This is a genomic window from Candidatus Pelagibacter sp. PS_11 (assembly GCF_059417975.1).
Genome location: NZ_CM182075.1, coordinates 190,979 through 213,425, shown reverse-complemented (window position 1 = coordinate 213,425; position 22,447 = coordinate 190,979). Strand labels below are relative to the sequence as shown.

The following is a 22,447-nucleotide window of genomic DNA, read 5'->3' as shown; positions in this document are numbered from 1 at the left end:
GCCTACTTATAGTTGAAGATTAAGGTGCGTCAATTGATAAGTAATAAATATAACTTAATTATACTAACTTATTTTTTATGGGAACTGTAGTTCAACTTAGAAACCAAATAAATAATTCATATTATCAGCTAAAAGATTCTGTTGATGAAAAATTAGTTTTAGTTGAAGAAAAGATTAAATCAAAACTCTTGAGTGAAGTTGATCTGGTTAAGAAAATGACTGAATATCATATCGACACTGGTGGAAAAAGATTGAGAGCCTTACTAACACTTGGGTCAGCTAAGTTATGTGGCTATACTAAAGGAGGTCGAGATATTAATTTAGCAGCATGTGTAGAAATGATACATGGGGCCACTTTAATGCATGATGATGTCATTGATCTTGGAAATATTAGAAGAGGTAAAAAAACATTAAATTCAATTTGGGGAAATCACTCTTCTGTATTAATTGGTGACTATCTTTTAAGTAGATGTTTTGAAATGATGGTCGATGATGGGAATATAGAAGTTTTAAAACTTTTATCCTCAACTTCGTCAAAGATCGCTCAAGGAGAGGTATTACAACTACAGCACAAAGGTGAAGTAGACATGTTAGAAGAAACATATTTTAAGATTATTACAGCAAAAACAGCTGAACTTTTTTCTGCAGCAACTAAGGTTGGTGCAATTTTATCTAATAAAGAAACAAAAGAAAAAGAGGCACTAGAGTTTTATGGAAAAAACTTAGGCTTAACATTTCAAATTGCTGATGACACATTAGATTACAATTCTGATCTAAAATTTTTTGGTAAAAAAATTGGTAAAGATTTTCTTGAGGGTAAAATTACTTTACCTGTAATTTTATTATTTCAGAATGTATCATCAATAGAAAAAGATAAGTTAAAAAATATTTTTAAACAAGAAACAAGATCAAATGAAGATTTAAATTTTACCTTAGAGATTATTAAGAAATACAACATAATCAATGAATGCTACAAAAAAGCTGAACATTTTATTAACCTTGCATCAAATTCTTTAACTGTATTTAAGGATAGTGATGAAAAAAAGATTTTAGAAAGTCTTACATCATTTAGTCTACAAAGAACCTTTTAGGGGCTTAATAAAGATTTAACCCAGTTTCCCTCAGTATCTTTAGTATATTTAAGTCTTTCATGAATTCTGCTATCTCCATCTAACCAAAATTCTATACTTATGGGTATTAAATTCCAACCTGACCAATGCTCTGGTCTTGGTACATCATTTTTATTACTATATTTTTTTTTATATTCCTCTATTGAGTTTAAAAGCTCATCTCTATTATTTAATACAGTGCTTTGTTTTGAGGCCCATGCTCCAATTCTGCTCTCATAACCTCTACTATTATAATATTCATCTGCTACTTCATTAGAAACTTTTTGCACCAATCCATTAATTCTTACTTGTCTTAGAAGGCTTTTCCAATGAAAACACATGGATGCTTTTGGATTTTTTTTTAATTCATTTCCCTTTTGACTATTTAGATTGGTATAAAAAACAAATCCATCTTTGTTAAAATCTTTTAATAAGACCATTCTAATTGATGGAAAATTATTTTGATCTGATGTGGCTAAAGCTAGTGCATTTGGATCATTTAACTCTGTTTTTTTTGCTTCATTCATCCAAACTTCAAATAAATCTATTGGATCAATTTTATCTAAAAAGCATTTATTAAGGCCTAATGAGTTTTTTTGATTCATAATTTTAACAAAATAATCTATATACTATAGATAATGTCATTTAATACTTTTGGAAAGCAATTTCGTTTCACAACATGGGGAGAATCTCATGGACCAGCATTAGGCTGTGTCGTTGATGGTTGTCCACCAAATATAAACTTAAAAGAGCAAGATATTCAAGTTGAGCTAGATAAAAGAAAACCAGGACAATCAAAATTTACAACACAGAGAAAAGAAGATGATAAAGTGCAAATTTTATCTGGTGTATTTGAGGGCAAAACGACTGGAACACCTATTTCTTTAATTATTTACAATCAAGATATGAGGTCGAAAGATTATGGAGATATCAAAGATAAATTTAGACCTGGACACGCTGATTTTACGTACTTTAAGAAATATGGAATAAGAGATTACCGTGGCGGTGGAAGATCCTCTGCAAGAGAAACAGCTGCAAGAGTTGCTGCGGGTGCAATTGCTAAAAAAGTTTTAGAGAATAAATTAGGTAAAAAATTTAAAGTTGTAGGGGCTGTTACTCAATTAGGAATATTGGGATGTGATACTAGAAAATGGAACGATCTAACAATTAACAAAAATCCCTTTTTTTGTCCTGATAAGAATATGCTGAAACTTTGGGAAAAATATTTGTTAGATATAAGAAAGTCTGGATCATCTTGTGGAGCAGTTATTGAAGTAAGAGCTAGAGGAATTCCAGTTGGTTTAGGTGCTCCAATTTATTCTAAATTAGATATGGATATTGCCTCTGCAATGATGAGTATTAATGCTGTTAAAGGTGTTAATATTGGTTCTGGAATGAATTCTGCACAATTAAGTGGAGAACAAAACTCAGATGAAATTTCACAAAAAGGTAAAAAATTAAAATTTGATTCTAATAATGCAGGGGGAATTCTTGGTGGTATTTCAACAGGACAAGAAATTGTTGTTTCATTTGCTGTTAAGCCAACATCATCGATTTTAACAACTAGAAAAACTATAAATAAGTTTGGAAAAAATACTACTATTTCAGTTAAAGGTCGGCATGATCCTTGTGTTGGTATTCGTGCAGTGCCTGTAGGGGAAGCAATGATGAATTGTGTTTTGTTAGACCATTACTTAATGAACAAAGCTCAGTGTAGCTAATTTTTTTAAATTTAATTTTTAACTACTTTTATCGACTCTTTTGTAAATAAGATGTCTAGTATTTTTTTTGATATTTGAGATGCGTTAAGACCAGCAACATCATACATTTTTTTTGGACTATCTTGTTCGATGAAAATATCTGGCAATATCATGGTTCTAAATTTTAAACCTTTATCAAATATACCTTTTTCTGATAATAAATTTTCCACGTGAGAGCCAAAACCTCCAATAGATCCCTCTTCTACAGTAATCATAGCCTCATGTTCTCGCGCACATTTTAAAATAAGTTCTTGGTCCAAGGGTTTAGCAAAACGAGCGTCAACTATCGTTGACTCAATTCCTTTATTTTTTAATTCTGCTGCTGCAATTTTACATTCTTCCAATCTAGTTCCTATACTTAAAATACAAACCTGTTTCCCTTCTTGAATAACTCTTCCTTTTCCAATCTCTATGTTCTCATCTATTGATGGTAATTCCACTCCTACGCCATTTCCTCTTGGGTATCTAATAGCACAAGGTTTGTTATTGATTGTCATCGATGTATTTATCATTTTAACTAATTCTGCTTCATCACTTGGTGCCATTACTATAAAATTAGGAAGAGTAGAAAGATAGGTAATATCGAATGAGCCAGCATGAGTTGATCCATCAGCACCTACTAAACCTGCTCTATCTATAATAAATCTCACAGGTAAACTTTGAATAGCCACATCATGAACCACTTGATCATAAGCTCTTTGTAAAAAAGTTGAGTAGATTGCAACATATGGCTTATAGCCTTCAGTGGCTAACCCTGCTGCAAAAGTAACAGCATGCTGCTCAGCAATTCCAACATCAAACATTCTTTTTGGAAAATCTTTGGCAAAAATATCCATACCTGTTCCACCTGGCATGGCAGCAGTAACTCCTACAACTTTACTGTCTCTTTCTGCATGTTTCACTAAAGTGTTTGCAAAAACCTTTGTATAAGCTGGAAGATTTGTTCCACTTTTTACCTGTTCGCCAGTTACAACATTAAATTTTGAAACACCGTGATAATGATCACTAGCTTTTTCAGCATAAGAATATCCTTTACCTTTTTGAGTTTTTATATGAATCATAATTGGACCTTGATGCTTTGAGTCTCTTGCATTTTTTAAAATCGGTATGAGTGTAGACAAATCGTGTCCATCTATTGGACCAACATAATAAAAACCTAAAGAATTAAAAAGAGTACCACCAGTTACAGCTGATCTTAAAAAATCCTCAGCTTTTCCAGCTTTAGCACTAAATCTTTTAGAAAAGGCAGAAACTATTAATTTAAAAGTTTCCCTTAAACTGAAATAAATTTTTCCTGTTAAAAGTTTAGCTAAATAAGTTCTCATAGCGCCTACTGGTTTTGCAATCGACATATCGTTATCATTTAAAATAACAATCATTTTAGTTTTTGAAGCACCTGCGTTATTCATCGCCTCATATGCCATACCCGCACTAATTGCACCATCTCCTATGACTGCAATTATATTATTTAATTTATTTGATAACTTATTTGCTTCCGCCATGCCTAGAGCCGATGATATTGATGTTGAGCTATGTGCTGCACCAAATGGATCATACTCACTTTCAGATCTTTTTGTAAAACCAGACAATCCATTACCTTGTCTCAGTGTTTTAATTTTTGATTTTCTTCCAGTCAAAATTTTATGTGGGTAAGTTTGATGACCCACGTCCCAAATTAGTCTGTCATTTGGAGTATCAAATACGTAATGTAAAGCTACGGTTAGCTCAACAACCCCAAGACCTGCACCTAAATGTCCTCCTGTTTCAGATACTGCATCAATCATCTCTTTTCTAACTTCGTTAGAAACTTCTTGAAGATCGTTCTCTGATAATTTTCTTAAGTCAGAAGGAAAATTAATATCTTTGAGAAATTTATAGTTTTGCATTATTTATTTCTTTTTAAAATGTAGTCTAGGGTTTCATTTAAACTGTTAGTGCTTGAACCATATTTATTTAAATCTTTAATTATTTTAGACTTAATTTTATCAGCATATTTAATAGCATTTTGATATCCTAGTAAACTGATTAAAGTGGCTTTACCTTTTTTCTTGTCTTTACCTGTTAACTTACCAGCAATAACTGTAGAGCCCTTAAAGTCTATTAAATCGTCAGCAATTTGAAATAAAAGTCCAATATTTGACCCTATATTTTCAAAAAACTTTATTTGTGTATTGCTTTTTCTCTTAATAATAACTGGGACAGCGCAACAAAAGCTAAAGAGCTTGCCTGTTTTTTTTATTTCCATGTCTATAATTTTACTTTTAGAAACTTTTTTTTTTTCAAAACTAAGATCTAAATATTGACCACCAGCTATTCCTAGATGTCCAGAAGTCTCTGAGAGCTTTTTTACTAGATCTACTTTTATTTTTTCATTTATCTTTAAGCTCGAACTAACCAAGATTTCAAAAGCCATTGTTAAAAGTGAGTTTCCTGCTAGTACCGCTGTTGATTCTCCAAATTTAATATGTGTAGAAATTTTTCCTCTTCTTATTTTATCATCATCCATGCAAGGTAAATCATCATGTATTAATGAATAAGCATGAATACATTCAACTGCAGCGCCAATAGAAATTAATGTTTTATAATTAATTTTAAATATAGCTCCTATATCAATTAAAATTTTTGATCTAATTTTTTTTCCACCTGGAAATAACCCATATTCCATAGCAGCTATTAATTCTGTTCTTTTTTGTCTTTTAATAAATCGCTTTAAAAATAAGTTTGTATCTTTTGCTATTCTAGCAAGTTTATTTTGCATTTTTTTTTGAACTTATATTATTAATTTTTTTTTTTGTTTCTTCATTGATCATTTTTGAAGTTTTATAGAATTTTTTTTCAATAATATTATTTAATTTTAATAATTGCTGGTATGAATCAATTGAATTCTGCAAGTCTTTCTCTGACTCTAAAGATTCAATAATATTATTTGCCTCTTTTGTTAACTCCTCAAGAGACAGTGTGTTATTATCAAGTGGTAAATTTTTATCTTTCATATAATAATAATTATTAATACATGAAATCTAATCAATCAAATATCAAAAAAGCAAAAAAATACCTTGATAAAAATTACTGTATTGGCGTACCTACTGAAACCGTTTATGGTCTAGCCGCGAATGCATACAAGAATTCAGCAGTAAATAAGATTTATAATTTAAAAAAGAGACCAAAAAACAACCCTTTAATCGTACATTATCACGATATCGATTCTCTTAAAAAAGATTGCTTGATAAATGATAATTTTATTAAACTTTATAAAAAATTTTCACCTGGCCCAATAACATACGTATTACAATTAAAAAAAAACTCTAAGATTTCAAAATATGTAACTAATAATAAGAAAAGTTTAGCAGTAAGATTTCCAAAACACATAATATTTAAAAATTTACTAAAACAGCTAGATTATCCATTAGCTGCACCTAGTGCTAATATTACAACTAAAGTAAGTGCTGTTAATGCAAAAGATGTTAAAGAAGAATTCGGTAATAAAATTAAATATATTTTAGACGGAGGTACTTGCGCTATTGGAATAGAGTCTACAATAGTTAATCTTACAGCTAGACCAACTATACTGAGATTAGGAGGTCTAGATATTTCAAAAATTCAAACAGCTTTAGGTTTCAAGATGAATATATCTACCAATCCTAAGAAAAAAATAGCTCCTGGCCAATCACGGCTACATTACTCTCCTGGTATTCCTTTAAGAATGAACGTCACAAAACCAAAAAATGACGAAGCTTTTATAATAATTAAGAAAAAGAAAGCTAAATTCAAAAACTATTTTTATTTAACTTCGAAAAGTAATTTAGATGAAGCAGCAAAAAATCTTTATTCGTGTCTAAGAAAAATAAAAAATGAGGGTTATAAATCGATTGCTGTGGAAAAGATTCCCAATATAGGACTTGGTAAAGCTATAAATGATAGATTGCGGAGGGCATCAAAGTATTAGACATTTTGTTTGGTTATGGTGCGCCTGCTAGGAGTCGAACCCAGAACCTCCTGATCCGAAGTCAGGCGCTCTATCCAGTTGAGCTACAAGCGCATATAGTATTAATATTACATTTTATGGAAAAAAACATTAATTTAATAGTTGGTGAAGATGAAAATAATCTCAGGCTTGATGTATTCATTAATAAAAGAGAAAACTTAATTAGCAGATCCAGAATTAAGAATTTAATTCTTAAAGAAAAATTAAAAATAAATGATCAAATTATTAATAGTCCATCAAAAAAAGTACTGAGTGGAGATGAGATAAATCTTCAAATTCCAGAACCTAAAGAAGCATCATTAAAACCATATAATTTTAAGTTACAAATTGTCTATGAAGATGATGATTTGTTAATAATCAACAAGCCGGCAGGTATAATCATGCATCCAGGTGCAGGAAATTATGATGAAACAATTGTTAACGCCTTAATGCATTATAACAAGGACTCGTTATCCACAATAGGTGATGAACTAAGGCCTGGCATAGTTCATAGGATTGACAAGGATACTTCAGGATTAATAGTTATTGCTAAAAATAATGAAACACACGAAAACTTATCACATCAATTTAGTGAGCACACAATTACGAGAGTTTATCAGCTTTTAATTTGGGGGAAACTTAGACCATCCTCTGGAAAAATTGATACGTTTATAACTAGAAGCTCAAAAAATAGACAGATGATGGAAGTTAGCAATTCTAAAGGCAAAAGAGCAATCACTAATTACAAAACAATTGAGATTTTTGAAAATGATAAAACTCCTACATTAAGCTTAGTGGAATGCAGATTGGAAACTGGAAGAACGCATCAAATAAGAGTTCACATGACACATATGGGTAATAGTATTATGGGTGATGGAAAATATAAAAAAAAATATAAAAAACTTAAAAATATCGATACTAATTTAGAAAATTTAATTTATAAATTAGATAGACAATTTTTGCATGCTCAAACATTGGGGTTTATTCACCCAAGAACTAATGAGGAAATGGTTTTTACCTCAATTTTGCCACATGAACTTGAAAATATTTTAGTATTGCTTAGAAATACTGGCAAATAAAACCTTGAAATAATACTATAGTCAATTAAATAAATACAACTTATGAGTACTACAATGAACAGTAATCTTCCCGCACTTTCTAATGAAGGTGGTTTATCAGCTTATCTGGAACAAATTAAAAAATTTCCTATGCTGGCAGCAGAAGAAGAATACATGCTTGCAAAAAATTGGAAGGCAACAGGAAATGTTAAAGCTGCAGAAAAACTTGTTACTAGTCATCTAAGACTCGTTGCAAAAATTGCGATGGGTTACAGAGGATACGGTCTTCCAGTAAATGAAATGATTTCAGAAGGAAATGTTGGACTAATGCAAGCTGTTAAAAAATTTGAACCTGAGAAAGGATTTAGACTAGCAACTTACGCCATGTGGTGGATTAGAGCTTCTATACAGGAATATATTCTAAGATCTTGGAGCTTAGTAAAAATAGGAACAACAACTGCACAAAAAAAATTATTTTTCAATTTAAAGAAAATTAAAAATCAAATCGCTCCTCAATCTGAAGGTGATTTAAGACCTGAGCATGTAACTGAAATTTCAAACAAGTTAGATGTCAACAAAGATGAAGTAATTTCAATGAACAGAAGACTATCTGGAAAAGAATTTTCTTTAAATGCACAAGTTGGAGAAGATGGTGATGAGTGGCAAGACTGGTTAGTAGATAAAGAGCTTGACCATGATCTAAAATTTGCACATCAAGAAGAAATGGGTCAAAGACAAAGCTTACTTAAAGATTCTATAAAAATTCTTAATGAAAGAGAAAAAGAGATTTTATACTCTAGAAGATTAAATGATGAACCTACAACACTTGAAGATTTAAGTAAAAAATACAAAATTAGCAGAGAAAGAGTTAGACAAATTGAAAATAAAGCATTTGAGAAGCTTCAAAAACACATGTTATTATCTGCTAAATCTAAAAATCTACTTCCAGCAAACTAAACCTCAAAAGGGTTTTCTAAAAGAATAGTATCTTCTCGTTCAGGGCTTGTTGAAATACTTGAAACTTTTGTTCCAATAAAATCTTCTAATGCGTAAATATAATTTTTTGCATTTTCTGGTAAATTTTCAATATTCTTTATTCCTTGTGTAGAACTTTTCCATCCAGGAAAAGTTTTATAAATTGGTTTAATTTTTAACTGATCCTCAACTGCAGCTGGTAAGTAATCCATTTTTTTACCATCAAGCTCATACTCGACACACATCTTAATTTCATCTAATTCATCTAAAACATCTAATTTAGTTAATGCTATTCCGTCTATGCCTGAAATTTTAATTGTTTGTCTAACCAAAACACCATCAAACCAACCACACCTTCTTTTTCTACTAGTGACAGTCCCAAATTCTTTACCTCTAGAACCAAGCAATTCTCCAATATCATTTGTTAACTCAGTTGGAAAAGGTCCTTCACCAACTCTGGTAGTGTAAGCTTTTGTTATTCCAAGAACATAATGAATAGAATTAGGACCACAACCAGTTCCTGTTGCAGCCGCAGATGCAACAGTATTGGATGATGTTACAAAAGGGTACGTTCCATGATCCACATCTAGTAGTATTCCTTGTGCACCTTCAAATAATATTCTTTTTTTTTGTTTTTTAAATTCATCAATTCTAAGCCAAACAGGTTGAGAAAACTTTAATATTTCTGGAGCAATTTTTAAGAGTTCTTCTTTAAGTTTATCTTTTTCAAAAATTTTTTTACCTAACCCTTTTCTAATTGCATTATGATGAAGAAGTACTGTTTCCAATCTATGGTCTAGATTGGTCTCAGATCTTAGATCCATAACACGGATTGATCTTCTTCCCACTTTATCTTCATAGGCTGGCCCAATTCCTCTTCTTGTTGTTCCAATTTTTCCTTTTCCAGCAGCATCTTCTCTTATTTCATCCATCTCTCTATGAAATGGTAAAATAAGATTTGCAGATTCTGAAATTATAAAATTATCCACATTAACCTCAACACCCTTAGATTTAATTTCCTCTATTTCCTCTAATAGTGCCCAAGGGTCAACAACAACTCCATTTCCTATAATAGAAATTTTATTTTTTCTTACAATTCCAGAAGGTAGTAATCTTAATTTATAAGTTGTTCCATCAATTACTAATGTGTGTCCAGCATTGTGTCCTCCTTGAAAACGAATAACAACATCTGCTTGGTCTGATAGCCAGTCGACTATTTTACCTTTTCCTTCGTCACCCCATTGAGATCCAACAACTACAACATTTTTCATTATCTAAATTTTTTTTCTATTGTTACTGAACTTAAATGGTTGATAGGCCCATGACCTTTACCGAATTTAAGGTTTGAATTTATTGAATTGTGTACATACTTAGTTGCAAGCTCACAAGATCTCTTTAAGGTTTTTCCACATGAAAAAAATGTAGAAATAGCAGAAGAAAGGGTGCAACCAGTGCCATGTGTATTCCTGGTTGTAATTCTTTTATTTTTTATAATGAAAATTTCATTTTTGTTTACAAAAATATCTTGGACGATTTTAGATTCTAAATGACCACCTTTTATAAAAACATTTTTTGCTCCTAATTTTATTAGTATGCTGGCAGCAAAAATCATATCTTCTTTTGTTCTTATTTTAGTTTTAGTTAATATTTCAGCTTCTGGAATATTTGGAGTAATTAGGCTAACTTTTTTAATTAATTCATTTTTTAATAACTGAATTGCCTTATCATCAATAAGTTTTGCGCCACCTTTAGCTACCATAACAGGATCTAAAATTATTTTTTTAACTTTAATAAGATTTAATGAATGAATTACTGATTTTATTACTTTTGTAGAATGCAACATTCCAATTTTTATGGCATCAGGTTTAATATCTTTTGAGGTAAATTCTATTTGATTTGAAATTTCCTTAGGATCAATTGGTACTATTGATTTTACACCTGTTGTATTTTGGATTGTGACAGCTGTTATTGCTGTCATTGCATACGAACCTAAAGCTGTGATAGTTTTAATATCAGCTTGGATGCCAGCACCACCAGATGAATCTGATCCAGCAATAACTAATATTTTAGATTTTGGTTTCAATTTATTTAATTTTTCTTAAAATGATTTTCAAACATTTTTGAAGCAATTTAATATTATCACTCTCTCCCATTACTCTGATTTTAGACTCCGTTCCTGAGCTTCTAACTAATATTCTACCTTGACCTTTAATTAATTTTTCTGCTGATTTTATAGAATTTTTAATATCAATATTTTTAATTATATTTTTGTCTTTAACATCAATATTTTCTAATATTTGTGGAGTTTTCTTAAAGGTATTAAAAAAACTACTAGCTTTTTTTCCTTTTCTTAATGAAAATAAAACTTCTAAAGCAACTAATAAGCCATCTCCAGTGGTTGCAAATTTGCCTAGAATAATATGCCCAGATTGCTCACCACCTAAATTAAAATTATTTTTTTGCATTTTCTCTTTTACAAAGCGATCTCCTACATTTGATCTTAAGAATTTTATATTATGTAGTTTAAAAAACTTTTCTAATCCATAGTTAGACATTAACGTGCCAACTACACCTCCTTTTAACATTTTTTTTCTTTTCCATCTCATTGCTATTGCGGCAATTATTTGATCTCCATCAATTACAATACCTTTTTCATCACACATAATGATTCTGTCGGCATCTCCATCAAGTGAAATTCCTAAATGTGCTTTATATTTCTTTACTGCCAATCTGATTTTATTTGGAAAAGTAGATCCACAATTTTTATTAATATTAAGACCATTAGGATTTATTCCAATTGAAAATACTTTAGCACCTAAAGATTTTAATAATTCAGGTCCTGCCTTATATCCAGCCCCATTTGCGCAATCAATTACTATTCTTAAACCTCTTAGATTAAAATCTTTTGGTAAATTACTTTTTAAAATTTTTATATAATCTTTATTTGCAGTTTCTAACCTTTTTACACGACCCAATTTTTTTGGTTTTGATAAAGATTTTTCAATCTTTTGATCAATTAAAGTTTCAATTTTCTTTTCAATTTTATTTGACAGTTTTAACCCATCAGGTCCAAATAATTTTAACCCATTGTCATGATATGGGTTATGAGATGCTGTAATCATAATTCCCATATTAGCTTTCATACTTTTTGTGAGCATTGCTAAGCCATTGGTTGGAAGTGGGCCTAATGTATAAACATGCATACCAGCCGATGTAAGTCCTGATACTAACGCAGGTTCCAAACTATACCCTGAGAGTCTCGTATCTTTAGCAATTATTGCTATTTGTTTCTTTTTTTTTTGAGTTTTGAAGTAAGTTCCTGTTGCAAGAGCAAATTTAAAAAACATGTCTCCATTAATATTTTTACTATTAACGGCACCTCTTATTCCATCTGTTCCAAAATATTTTTTTGCCATTAGTTTTTAATTAATTCTTTAAACACCTTTATACTTTGTCTTAATTCATTCACATCATGAATTCTTAGAATTTGAACTCCTTGCATTATTGCATACATGGAAGAAGCTACTGTTCCACCTAATCTTTCCTTGCTATCATTTTTTCCAGATAAATCCTTAATGAATTTTTTCCTAGAAAGTCCAAGTAATATAGGAAAACCAAGAGTATGAAAAATAGAAACGCTTCTAATTAAATTCATATTATGTTTCAAATTTTTTCCAAAACCAATTCCTGGATCAATTACAATATTATTATGTTTTATACCCTTGGATCTTAAAAATTTAATCTTTTGTTCAAAAAAATCATAAATATCTAATAATTCATTTTTGTACTTAGGGTTTTTTTGCATTTTTTCTGGTGTTCCTTGTGAATGTTGAATGACAAATGGAGTTTTGCTTTTTATCAATACCTTAACTGTTTTAAGGTCATAACTTAGACCTGACACATCATTTATAAGTTTAACTCCTAACTTAATCCCTTTAAGCATAATTTCTGATTTTCTTGTATCTAATGATAGTGGAATTTTTTTATTAACATCTTTTAATATTTCTTTTATTCTATTCCATTCTTCCTTTTTACTTACAGGTTTAGATCCAGGTCTTGTTGATTCTCCACCAACATCAATAATATCTGCTCCGGATTTAAATAAATTCTTTGCATGAGATATTCCTTTTTTCTTTTTATTAAATTTACCCCCATCAGAAAAACTATCCGGTGTTAAATTTAATATACCCATTATATTAGGTATTTTATTAAAATTTAAACTTGAAAAATTTTTATTTTTTTTAACAATTATCTTGAGATCTTTATTAATTTTTTCTTTCAGTAGTTTGGGTAACTTTTTTATATCTTTAAGATCAATTTTTTTGATAGAAGTTCGTGTAAGAATTTCAATTTGTCCAAACGAAATTTTCTTATTACCATTTAGTGGGAGATTTTTTTTTTCTAACTAAATCAATTGAAAATTGACCATAAGCAAAATTACACGCTCTTGTGTAATATTTTTTCATTTAGTATTAATGAACTATTTTCGGCTTAAGACCCATTGAACTTAAAGCTGAACCTTTATCTTCATCTTCAACTTTTAAATCCTCTTTATTGCTTGGATATATATTTTTATTAATCAGGTTTTCTATTTCTTCACCGGTAAGTGTTTCATATGTTAAGAGAGCTTTGGCTAATTTGTGCAGATCATCAATTTTTTCAGTTAAAACTGTTCTTGCTCTTTCATAACCTTTATCGACAATTTTTCTAATTTCTGAGTCTACTTTTTTTGCAGTTTCTTCAGACATATTTTGAGTTCTCGCAACAGACCTTCCTAAAAATACTTCTTCTTCATTCGAACCATAAGCAACTGGTCCCAACTCTTTGCTAAGGCCCGCTTGCATTACCATGGCTCTTGCTCTTTGAGTTGCTTGTTCAATATCACTAGATGCACCAGTTGTAACTTTATCTTCACCAAATATGATTTCTTCTGCTACTCTTCCACCCATAGCTATAGCTAATTGAGCATGAAGCTGCTCTCTTGTTTGAGATAGCTGATCTCTCTCAGGTAGTTGCATAACCATTCCTAAGGCTCTACCTCTTGGAATGATTGTTGCCTTATGAATTGGATGAGCTGCATCCTCATTGATAGTTACTATTGCATGTCCAGCTTCGTGGTAAGCTGTTAATGTTTTTTCTTCTTCTGTCATGACCATGGATCTTCTTTCTGATCCCATCATCACTTTATCTCTTGCTTCTTCAAACTCAGTTAGAGTAACTAGTCTTTTATTTTTTCTTGCAGCAAGTAATGCCGCTTCATTAACTATATTTGCTAAATCTGCACCTGAAAAACCTGGGGTTCCTCTAGCTACTGTTCTTAAATTTACATCAGGTGCCATTTTAATTTTTTTAACATGAACTTTTAATACTTTTTCTCTTCCTATTATATCTGGAAGTCCAACAACTACCTGTCTATCAAATCTACCTGGTCGTAATAATGCTGGGTCTAATACATCAGGTCTATTTGTAGCGGCAATAATTATTACACCTTCATTCGTATCAAAACCGTCCATTTCAACTAATAACTGGTTTAAAGTTTGCTCTCTTTCATCGTTACCTCCTCCAAGACCAGCACCTCTACTTCTTCCAACAGCATCTATCTCATCTATAAAAATAATACAGGGTGAATTTTTTTTACCTTGTTCAAACATGTCTCTAACTCTTGAGGCTCCAACACCCACAAACATTTCAACAAAATCTGATCCTGATATTGTAAAGAACGGAACTCCTGCTTCCCCAGCTATAGCTCTAGCAAGTAAAGTTTTACCTGTTCCAGGTTGGCCAACTAATAAACATCCTCTTGGTATTTTTCCACCAAGTCTACTAAACTTTTTAGGATCTTTTAAAAATTGAACAACTTCTTCTACTTCTTCTTTAGCCTCTTCTACTCCAGCGACATCATCAAAAGTAACTTTACCTTTTAATTCATTCATCATCTTTGCCTTAGATTTTCCAAAACCCATGGCTCCACCTTTGCCACCCTGCATCTGTCTCATAAAGAAAATCCAAACAGCGATTAGTAACAACATCGGAAACCACGACAATAAAACACCAAACAAAGACGGCATCTTATCTTCTAGAGGAGCAGCTGATATACTTACCCCTTTTTCAGATAGCTTCTCAATTAAATTTGGATAATTCGGTGAATAAGTAGAAAAAGTATTTCCATTAGCTAATACTCCTCTAATATTGTTTCCTTGAATATCAACTTTTATAACTCCACCATTATCAACTTCTGATAAAAATTCTGAAAATATAATAGAATTACCTTTGCCCACATTAGCTTGAGGGTTCTTAAACATATTATAAAGGCCTATTGTTAGAAAAACAATTACTGCCCACATTGCTAAATTCTTCATATTCATAGTTATAAGATAATAATTATTATTAATTAAACAAGTGTCAAATTGTTACAAAACCTTAACTTTATTAGTGTTTTCCCTTGAAATTAATATGGTCTCATTAACTCTTTCAACAAAACAACCTCCTAAAGTTATTTTTGAAAATGTCTTTAGGATAATTCGGTTAATCAGTTCGTTGATACTTTTTCCTCTAACAGGATAGTATTTTTTTCCTATTTTTTGAATAACAAATGTCAAAGATCTAAAAACAACTTCATGCGATTGATCAAAAAAATTATGACTTAAAATATAAGTATCTTTTGTTTTAATATGTGTAGAATTATCCTTCAAATTTTTGTTAACATAAAACTTAATTGATTTGTCTGAGTCTCTTAAATTATCAATGGTTAATTTTAGTTTTTTTAAGTCCAATCCCTCTCTTTCAAGAGATTCTAATAAAGTTCTAATTCTTGTTCTTTTATATATCTCGTTAATATTAGATGGATCTTTAATAAAAAATTTAAATACTATTTTAGAAATATTAATTAAATCATTTTTTTTTAAGTTTAGTAATGGTCTTAAAATATTTAGATCCTCATCTTTATATTTTACACTTTTGTTAAAAGATACCAATCCATTTAGTCCACTCCCTCTAACCACTCTAATTAAAAAATTTTCAACTAAATCATTTGAATGATGTCCTAATAATAAGTGCTTAATATTATTTTTTTTACATTCTTTTGATAGTAAAGAATATCTTGCTACTCTTGCTAAAGATTGAATATTTCTAGAAGGTTTTTTTCCTTTCCAGCTTAATACTTTGCATGTAATACCAATTTTTTGTAAAATTTTTTTTACTAACGTTGCTTCCTTTGTCGACTCAGTTCTAAGTCTATGATCAACTAAAAAAAATTTAACTTTTATTTTATTTTTTATTGAATAGCATTTAGCCAAGTAAGCCAGTGCCAAACTATCGGGTCCACCCGAAACTGCTACTGCTAAATTTTCCCCAGAATTTAAAGAGGAAGAGAATTCACTATAAACTTTTGAGATTTTTCGATCTTTTAAAAAACTAAGAATTTGTTTATGAGTTTTGTTTTGAACACTCAAACTTTTTTGATTCATATTTTGCTTTTTGAAGCACAGATTGATTTGCTTTAGGATATTGCTCTTCAACCCCCACAATCATTTTACAACCTTGCTCTTTTTCTCCTATTTGAACCATTGATACACCAAGTTTTAATAAATTTATAGGAGCCTTCTCACCTTTTGGATATTTTTGATATCCTTCAAGATAAGCAGTAGCTGCATCTGTATAAAGTTGTCTTATTCTAAATGTTTCAGCATACCAATATTGAGCATTGCCTGCCAATTTATGCTCTGAATTATTTATCACAAATTCTCTAAAAGCTCTCTCTGCAGTGCTGTAATCACCTACCTTTAAAAAACTAGTTGCAAATTCATATTGTTTTTCTGGAGTAGCATTTGGAAGTATATTTTTTTCTGATTCAAAGTTTTCTGTCACTATTGATGAAGTAGTTTCTACTGATTGTATTTGCTGACTAGTTTCTTCACTTTCTGTATCTTTATATGAAATAGACCCTAAGTCTTGAGGTTGTGAAGAGCCTGGTAAAGTTTTGTCTACTTGTTCCTTTGGTATTGAAGTTAATTTTTTTCCAATTTCTCCAGATGATAAAGTATTTTCCAGATCTTGAAATCTAATTTGGTTATCTGCTTGAACCTTAGAAAGCCTATTTGATAATTTATCTAACTTGAAATTAATTTCTTCAAACTTATTAGTCAGTTCTTGAAATTGTTTTTCAACATCAGACAATTTTAGAAGATGTCTTGTTAAAACATCTTCAGAGTTTTCGTTTGTGCCTGTTTGACTATTTGAATTAATTGACCCTGAGTAAACAGCTTTTTCCAGGGTTTTTAAATCTTTTTGAATTAACTCTAATATTTCATTTACATTATGATTATCAGCAAAAATAATATTTGGAAAAAATATAAAGACTAATATTAATTTTAATCGAATTATTTTTTTATAATTAAACATAATAAATTGAGTAGTAATTATAATGATGGCAAAAAAAAGACCCTATTCACAAATGTGATAGGGTCTTTTATAATTTATTAAATTGATTAGTTCGCTTTAACAGTAACTGATCTTCTATTTTTAGACCATGCTAAAGGGTTAGATCCAGAATCTACTGGTCTTTCTTTACCATAACTTAATACAGAAATTCTGTCTGAAGAAATTCCATATGTCATTAAATAGTCTTTTGCTGAATTAGCTCTTCTTTCACCTAATGCTAAGTTGTACTCTCTTGTACCTCTTTCATCAGCATGCCCTTCTAATACAACATTAATATCTGAATTTTTTCTTAACCATGCAGCTTGTTTTCTTAAAGTTTCTCTTGAAGCTGTTGTAAGTACAGTTTCATTTGTTGCAAAGAAAACTCTATCTGGAACACCAGAAGCTAAATATTCAACAGTATCTGTTCCTGTATAAACATCACCTTGCATTTGTCCTGTTGTTGTTTTTTTTGTAGCACAAGCAGTTAATACTAAACTTGCTAAAACAATTAGAAATCCATTTTTTAAAATCTTGCTTAAGTTCATTGTTGCTCCTTGATCCTTGTTTTGTAATACTTTATATTTTTCATATTTAATTAGACCTTTCAAGTTAAAAATCAAGTAAAATTGAGACTAATTGCTTAATAAAGACGACCAAGATGGGTCAGAAGCATCAGTTTCAGTTTCAACCATCTTTTCATTGTACCCTGTTAAATCAATAGACCATAATTTGGCTGAAAATCCCTCTCCTTTAGAGTTAGTCTTAGTTTCTCTATAAAAGATAAGAACCCTTCCATTTGGTGACCATGATGGAGCTTCTTGATAAAAGTTCTCTGTTAGGAGTCTTTCACCAGTTCCATCTGTTCTCATTACTCCAATATAAAATTTTCCTTTATGAAGCTTTGTAAATGCAATTAAATCACCTCTTGGAGACCACACTGGAGTTCCATACAAACCATTCCCAAATGAGATTCTCTTAACATTTTTTCCATTACTATCCATTACATAAATTTGTTGGTAGCCACTTCTGTCTGAGTTAAAAGTAATTCGTTTTCCATCTGGTGAGTAAGAGGGTGATGTATCAATTGATGGATGATTGGTAATTCTTTCAACAATTCTGTTTTCAAGATCCATAGTATAAATATCAGAATTGCCATCTTTAGCAAAACTCATTATAATTTTTTTTCCATCAGGTGAAAACCTTGGGGCAAATGTCATTCCAGGAAAATCTCCGACTACTTCTTGCATTCCAGTTTCAATATCTAATAAATATACCCTAGGTAAATTTCTGAAATAAGAAAGATATGTGACCATCTGATTTGTTGGGCTAAATCTTGGTGTTAAAACTAATTCATTTCCAAGTGTTAAATATTTATTATTAAAACCATCTTGGTCCATTATTGCTAATTTTTTTATTCTTTTAGTTTTAGGACCTTCTTCAGAAACGTATATTATTCTAGTATCAAAATAACCTTTTTCTCCAGTTAAGCGTTCATACACCTTATCTGTAATAATATGACCTACTCTTCTCCAGTTACTAGGAACAGTAGTAAATGCTAAAGCCATCATTTCTTTTCCAGCTAAAACATCCCATAATCTAAATTCTACTCTTAATTTTTCATCTACAAACGTAACTTTGCCTGTTACTAGAGCTTGTGCTTTAATTAAATTCCAATCCTCAAACCTTGGTTTTAAATTGGCTACATCTGGTTCTTGAAGAAATGCATTTTTGTCTAGTGGATTAAATAGACCAGATTGTCTTAAATTATTCTCAACAACTATTGAAATTTCTGATCCTAGGTCTTCTTGTTTTAAAATTTTTTTAAAATTTTCTTTTGATTTATTATCTATTGATAAAGGGGATACAGCTACTGGTAGAGGATTTAAATTTCCTCTAGTAATATCAACTTCAATTAAAGCAAAAGCTTTAATAGGAATAATAATAAGTACTATAAATAAATATCTTAATAACATTTTTATCCTTCTAACATTTCTCTAGCATCAAAATTTAGCTGCATATCTTTCCATCTTTCGTAACCTGCACTAGGCACTCTAAGAGGTTGGCAAAGCTTTATCGCTCTTAATGCACTTTCAGCTAATACTTTATAAAATCCCTGTCCAGGCCTATTCATTCTAGCATGATCAAGAATCTCTGTTTTTATAATAGAACCATCTGGCTTTAATTGTAACTTAATTCTAACTAATAAATCTTCATTAAACGGTAACCCTAGAGGAATACTCCAACAACCAAAAATTTGAGCTTTTAGAGCATCTTCTTCACTTAAAGTTAATCCTGAAAAATCCATATCTTTATCTTGATCTTGAGTAACTTTATTGGATTTTTTATTTGTTTCTGCACTCTCAGTCTTAGATTTATCGATTAATGCAGCAATACTATTAGTGTCAAATAGTTCTTTTTTTTCAAATTCTGAAATTTGTTTAATTTCTGTTTCTTCTTTTTCAGGGTTTTGTTTTTCATCCTTAATTTTCTTTATTTTTTCTATTTTTTCATCTGGTAATGGAACGGCATCTGGCTTTTGTTTTTTTATTTTTTTTGGTGGTGCCTGTTCAGAAACTAATTTTTTTTCTTTTTCTTTAACTTTCTCTATTATTTTTTTTGCTTTTGGTGCAAAAGGAATATTAGTTTTGTCTGTGATTTGAATCAACTCAACTGATATAATCGGAGGAAGATCAATCGGTTTTTTAGCAAGGAATGGTAAGCTCATAGCTGTGATTACCACAAGAAATATATGAAGCCCAAAAGAAATAACAATATTTCTATTCACTTTAGTTACCTCTCTTTATATGGCTCAGAAATTAATGCTACTTTAGTAAAGCCAGAGCCAGATAGCATTCCCATTATTTCTAAAACTCTACCATAGTTTATAGATTTGTCTCCTCGAACATAAATTCTAGTGTCTGTTCTATTTTTAGATACAGCTAAAATCTTTGCAATAATTTTATCATACTCAACTTTAGATTCTTGAATAAATATTTCACCTTTAGAATTTATAGATAATGTTAATGGTTCTAATTCTTCAGGTAATGAGTCTGCAGAACTTTCAGGTAGATCAACTTGTATTCCAACTGTTAATAATGGTGCTGTTACCATAAATATAATTAATAACACCAACATTACATCAACAAATGGAGTGACATTTATTTCACTCATAGGCTCTTTTGATGAACGTTTGAGATTAAAAGCCATTTTATATTATTGATAAAAATCTTTTAGAAAAATTTTCTAATCTTTGTGAATATTTTTTTGAGTCGTTATTAAATTTGTTATAGGCAACAACTGCAGGTATTGCTGCTAATAATCCGAGTGCAGTTGCAAATAAGGCTTCAGCTATTCCTGGTGCTACAATTGCCAAACTTGTATTTCTTGAGATTGCTATAGATTGGAATGAGTTCATTATTCCCCATACAGTTCCAAACAAACCTATAAAAGGTGCAGTTGAACCAACTGTTGCCAAAAAAGTAAAACCTTTGTCTATTTTTGAAATTTGTTTTTCAATATTAACCTCAAGTATGCTTGCCATTCTTTCATTTAGGTTAGTTTTACTTTTGGCTTTTAATAAACTTTGCATTGTATCTTTAAACAATAAAGCTGTAGGGTTTTCTACATCAGCTGGCAAACTATTGTAAAAAGTTTCAGCTGATTTTGATTTCCAAAATTTTTCTTCAAATTCCTCAGACTCTAAATTAATTTTTTTAAACAGTCTAAATTTTTCAATAATAACGGCCCATGAATATATAGAGCAGCCAATCAACATAAGTATTACTGACTTTACAATAAAATCTGCTCTTAAAAATAAACTCCACAAGGAAAAATCGGTATTTGAGGCAAGGCCTACTGCTTGAGATGTAATATCAGCTTCCATATTGAAGGTTTCACACTTAAATGTGTCATGATTTTGACTTTTAAAGTCTTTATTTATTCTTCTAGTTTATAAGTTTCGTAATAAAAGCTAGCAATCAATATCGCATCAGCTTTATTTGAGTCTTTTTTTCTTGATAACTCTGATGAAAAATAAGGAAATACCTCTATTGCTTTTGTTCTACTGGCGTCTTTTTCTGAATTAATAAGGTTAAAATACTTTTTCCATTTTGTCGGTCTTACAAAATACATCGGTAATTGCATTGCAGAACAAATTCCTTTTAAAATACCAAACGATTGTCCAAAATTAAACATACTAGTAACACCTTGACCTGGCATAGCTGATACTTGTTCAATTATAACTTTGATATCTTCCTTTTTTATATCCTTAATTCTTGAAGAAATTTCGTAATAAATTTGAGCACCATTAACTTGTTTTTTATTTTTTTTCCCTTCAGGCATATTGGGCATTTCAATAACATCAACTATTTTACCATCTTGAAAAAAACAAATAGAACCTGTTATGCCTGGGTCTATTCCAATAATAAGCATTAGCTATTCTTAAAATTTATATTTGAATAAACACTTTGAACATCATCATCATCTTCTAATGTTTCTAAAAACTCTATTGCAGCTTCCACTTTATCTTTTTCAACATCTACACTATTTAAAGGAACCCATTCAATCTCAGTTGAAATAAAATTTGCAATTGTTTTTTCTAAATTTTTTTTTACATTATAAATTTCACTCATAGGACATTGAATTTCATGAAATTCATCATTTGAAATACACTCATCTGCACCAGATTCAATTGCTAGTTCAAAAATTTGTTCATCTGAGATTTCTTTTTTATCAATTTTAATAATCCCTAACTGATTAAAGTTATGTGAAGCAGATCCCTGAGTTCCTAAATTGCCACCACTTTTTAAAAATATAGATCTAACATTGGAAGCTGTTCTGTTTTTATTGTCAGTTAGTGCTTCCACAATTACAGCTATTTTATCTGGACCAAATCCTTCATATCTTAAATTTTCATAATTTGTTTCAGAATTAACCGAAGATTTGGCAATAGCTCTTTCAATATTATCTTTTGGCATGTTGGCTGATTTTGCGGCTTGAATTGCAGATCTGAGTCTTGGGTTCATCGCAGGATCTTTATCACCTAGTTTTGCTGCTACACTTATCTCTTTAGATAATTTTGAAAATACTTTAGATCTTTGTTTGTCTGCTTTTCCTTTAGAGTGTTTTATACTTGCCCATTTTGAATGACCCGACATAATA

Annotated in this window: 23 protein-coding genes and 1 tRNA gene; 5 read left to right on the top strand and 19 right to left on the bottom strand. The window is 30.4% G+C overall.

All coding sequences use genetic code 11. The annotated features are described in order from the left end of the window. The first annotated feature begins 77 nt into the window (after positions 1-77). Complete coding sequence (locus AC5SLT_RS01155) at positions 78-1,091, top strand: polyprenyl synthetase family protein (RefSeq protein WP_494592142.1); 1,014 nt, start codon at positions 78-80, stop codon at positions 1,089-1,091. Here the strand turns inward: AC5SLT_RS01155 and pdxH are convergent. After that, positions 1,088-1,714, bottom strand: a complete 627-nt coding sequence (gene pdxH, locus AC5SLT_RS01150; protein WP_494592140.1) for a pyridoxamine 5'-phosphate oxidase — start codon at positions 1,712-1,714, stop codon at positions 1,088-1,090. The genes AC5SLT_RS01155 and pdxH overlap by 4 nt on opposite strands. Before the next feature lie 33 nt (positions 1,715-1,747). Between pdxH and aroC the strand changes: the two genes are divergently transcribed. Then, complete coding sequence (gene aroC, locus AC5SLT_RS01145; protein WP_006997292.1) at positions 1,748-2,830, top strand: chorismate synthase; 1,083 nt, start codon at positions 1,748-1,750, stop codon at positions 2,828-2,830. Between the two features lie 11 nt (positions 2,831-2,841). On the opposite strand, the gene dxs is transcribed toward aroC, so the two are convergent. The 3 genes from dxs to AC5SLT_RS01130 are packed head-to-tail and all read right to left on the bottom strand — an operon-like array spanning position 2,842 to position 5,862. After that, positions 2,842-4,755: a 1-deoxy-D-xylulose-5-phosphate synthase gene (dxs, locus tag AC5SLT_RS01140; protein WP_494592139.1), complete on the bottom strand. Its 1,914-nt coding sequence runs from the start codon at positions 4,753-4,755 to the stop codon at positions 2,842-2,844. Further along, a complete protein-coding gene (locus AC5SLT_RS01135; RefSeq protein WP_494592137.1) occupies positions 4,755-5,627 on the bottom strand; it encodes a polyprenyl synthetase family protein in 873 nt (290 codons plus the stop codon). Before AC5SLT_RS01135 ends, dxs begins: the two co-directional genes overlap by 1 nt. Further along, positions 5,617-5,862, bottom strand: a complete 246-nt coding sequence (locus tag AC5SLT_RS01130; protein WP_018413890.1) for a hypothetical protein — start codon at positions 5,860-5,862, stop codon at positions 5,617-5,619. The genes AC5SLT_RS01135 and AC5SLT_RS01130 overlap by 11 nt, the downstream gene beginning before the upstream one ends. A 20-nt stretch (positions 5,863-5,882) precedes the next feature. Here AC5SLT_RS01130 and AC5SLT_RS01125 point away from each other — a divergent pair, with 20 nt between their 5' ends. Beyond that, positions 5,883-6,815: an L-threonylcarbamoyladenylate synthase gene (locus tag AC5SLT_RS01125; protein ID WP_494592135.1), complete on the top strand. Its 933-nt coding sequence runs from the start codon at positions 5,883-5,885 to the stop codon at positions 6,813-6,815. Positions 6,816-6,831: 16 nt separating this feature from the next. On the opposite strand, the gene AC5SLT_RS01120 is transcribed toward AC5SLT_RS01125, so the two are convergent. Further along, positions 6,832-6,908: transfer RNA gene (locus AC5SLT_RS01120), tRNA-Arg, on the bottom strand. 23 nt (positions 6,909-6,931) lie between these two features. Between AC5SLT_RS01120 and AC5SLT_RS01115 the strand changes: the two genes are divergently transcribed. Then, the gene (locus AC5SLT_RS01115; protein WP_494592133.1) at positions 6,932-7,912 is read left to right on the top strand and encodes an RluA family pseudouridine synthase; all 981 of its coding nucleotides are present in this window, start codon (positions 6,932-6,934) and stop codon (positions 7,910-7,912) included. A gap of 54 nt (positions 7,913-7,966) precedes the next feature. Then, the gene (rpoH, locus tag AC5SLT_RS01110; protein ID WP_494592131.1) at positions 7,967-8,848 is read left to right on the top strand and encodes an RNA polymerase sigma factor RpoH; all 882 of its coding nucleotides are present in this window, start codon (positions 7,967-7,969) and stop codon (positions 8,846-8,848) included. Here the strand turns inward: rpoH and AC5SLT_RS01105 are convergent. The 14 genes from AC5SLT_RS01105 to AC5SLT_RS01040 all read right to left on the bottom strand — a co-directional run bounded on the left by AC5SLT_RS01105 (position 8,845) and on the right by AC5SLT_RS01040 (position 22,443). Then, positions 8,845-10,137, bottom strand: a complete 1,293-nt coding sequence (locus tag AC5SLT_RS01105) for an adenylosuccinate synthase (RefSeq protein ID WP_018413887.1) — start codon at positions 10,135-10,137, stop codon at positions 8,845-8,847. The two genes, rpoH and AC5SLT_RS01105, sit on opposite strands and share 4 nt — an antisense overlap. Next, entirely contained in the window at positions 10,137-10,949 is an 813-nt protein-coding gene (thiD, locus tag AC5SLT_RS01100) for a bifunctional hydroxymethylpyrimidine kinase/phosphomethylpyrimidine kinase (RefSeq protein ID WP_006997300.1), read from the bottom strand. Before thiD ends, AC5SLT_RS01105 begins: the two co-directional genes overlap by 1 nt. A 1-nt stretch (position 10,950) precedes the next feature. Next, positions 10,951-12,282: a phosphoglucosamine mutase gene (gene glmM / locus AC5SLT_RS01095; protein ID WP_494575369.1), complete on the bottom strand. Its 1,332-nt coding sequence runs from the start codon at positions 12,280-12,282 to the stop codon at positions 10,951-10,953. After that, a complete protein-coding gene (gene folP / locus AC5SLT_RS01090; RefSeq protein WP_494575367.1) occupies positions 12,282-13,058 on the bottom strand; it encodes a dihydropteroate synthase in 777 nt (258 codons plus the stop codon). The genes glmM and folP overlap by 1 nt, the downstream gene beginning before the upstream one ends. A gap of 280 nt (positions 13,059-13,338) precedes the next feature. Continuing rightward, complete coding sequence (ftsH, locus tag AC5SLT_RS01085) at positions 13,339-15,225, bottom strand: ATP-dependent zinc metalloprotease FtsH (RefSeq protein ID WP_271479875.1); 1,887 nt, start codon at positions 15,223-15,225, stop codon at positions 13,339-13,341. A gap of 51 nt (positions 15,226-15,276) precedes the next feature. Further along, the gene (gene tilS, locus AC5SLT_RS01080; protein ID WP_494592129.1) at positions 15,277-16,332 is read right to left on the bottom strand and encodes a tRNA lysidine(34) synthetase TilS; all 1,056 of its coding nucleotides are present in this window, start codon (positions 16,330-16,332) and stop codon (positions 15,277-15,279) included. After that, positions 16,292-17,266: a tol-pal system protein YbgF gene (gene ybgF / locus AC5SLT_RS01075; protein ID WP_027306716.1), complete on the bottom strand. Its 975-nt coding sequence runs from the start codon at positions 17,264-17,266 to the stop codon at positions 16,292-16,294. The genes tilS and ybgF overlap by 41 nt, the downstream gene beginning before the upstream one ends. 86 nt (positions 17,267-17,352) lie before the next feature. Further along, on the bottom strand, positions 17,353-17,895 hold the full coding sequence (gene pal, locus AC5SLT_RS01070; protein ID WP_494592128.1) for a peptidoglycan-associated lipoprotein Pal: 543 nt from the start codon (positions 17,893-17,895) through the stop codon (positions 17,353-17,355). A 24-nt stretch (positions 17,896-17,919) separates the two neighbouring features. Then, positions 17,920-19,260 carry a Tol-Pal system beta propeller repeat protein TolB gene (gene tolB, locus AC5SLT_RS01065; RefSeq protein ID WP_494592126.1) on the bottom strand — a complete coding sequence of 447 codons (1,341 nt, stop codon included), beginning with the start codon at positions 19,258-19,260 and terminating at the stop codon, positions 17,920-17,922. A gap of 2 nt (positions 19,261-19,262) precedes the next feature. Then, a complete protein-coding gene (gene tolA, locus AC5SLT_RS01060; RefSeq protein ID WP_494592125.1) occupies positions 19,263-20,072 on the bottom strand; it encodes a cell envelope integrity protein TolA in 810 nt (269 codons plus the stop codon). 5 nt (positions 20,073-20,077) lie between these two features. Then, entirely contained in the window at positions 20,078-20,494 is a 417-nt protein-coding gene (gene tolR, locus AC5SLT_RS01055) for a protein TolR (protein WP_006997309.1), read from the bottom strand. 1 nt (position 20,495) lies between these two features. Continuing rightward, positions 20,496-21,170, bottom strand: a complete 675-nt coding sequence (gene tolQ, locus AC5SLT_RS01050; protein WP_018413880.1) for a protein TolQ — start codon at positions 21,168-21,170, stop codon at positions 20,496-20,498. Between the two features lie 53 nt (positions 21,171-21,223). Further along, complete coding sequence (locus AC5SLT_RS01045; RefSeq protein ID WP_494592123.1) at positions 21,224-21,718, bottom strand: crossover junction endodeoxyribonuclease; 495 nt, start codon at positions 21,716-21,718, stop codon at positions 21,224-21,226. Continuing rightward, positions 21,718-22,443: a YebC/PmpR family DNA-binding transcriptional regulator gene (locus AC5SLT_RS01040; protein ID WP_494592122.1), complete on the bottom strand. Its 726-nt coding sequence runs from the start codon at positions 22,441-22,443 to the stop codon at positions 21,718-21,720. The genes AC5SLT_RS01045 and AC5SLT_RS01040 overlap by 1 nt, the downstream gene beginning before the upstream one ends. Between the last annotated feature and the right edge of the window lie 4 nt (positions 22,444-22,447).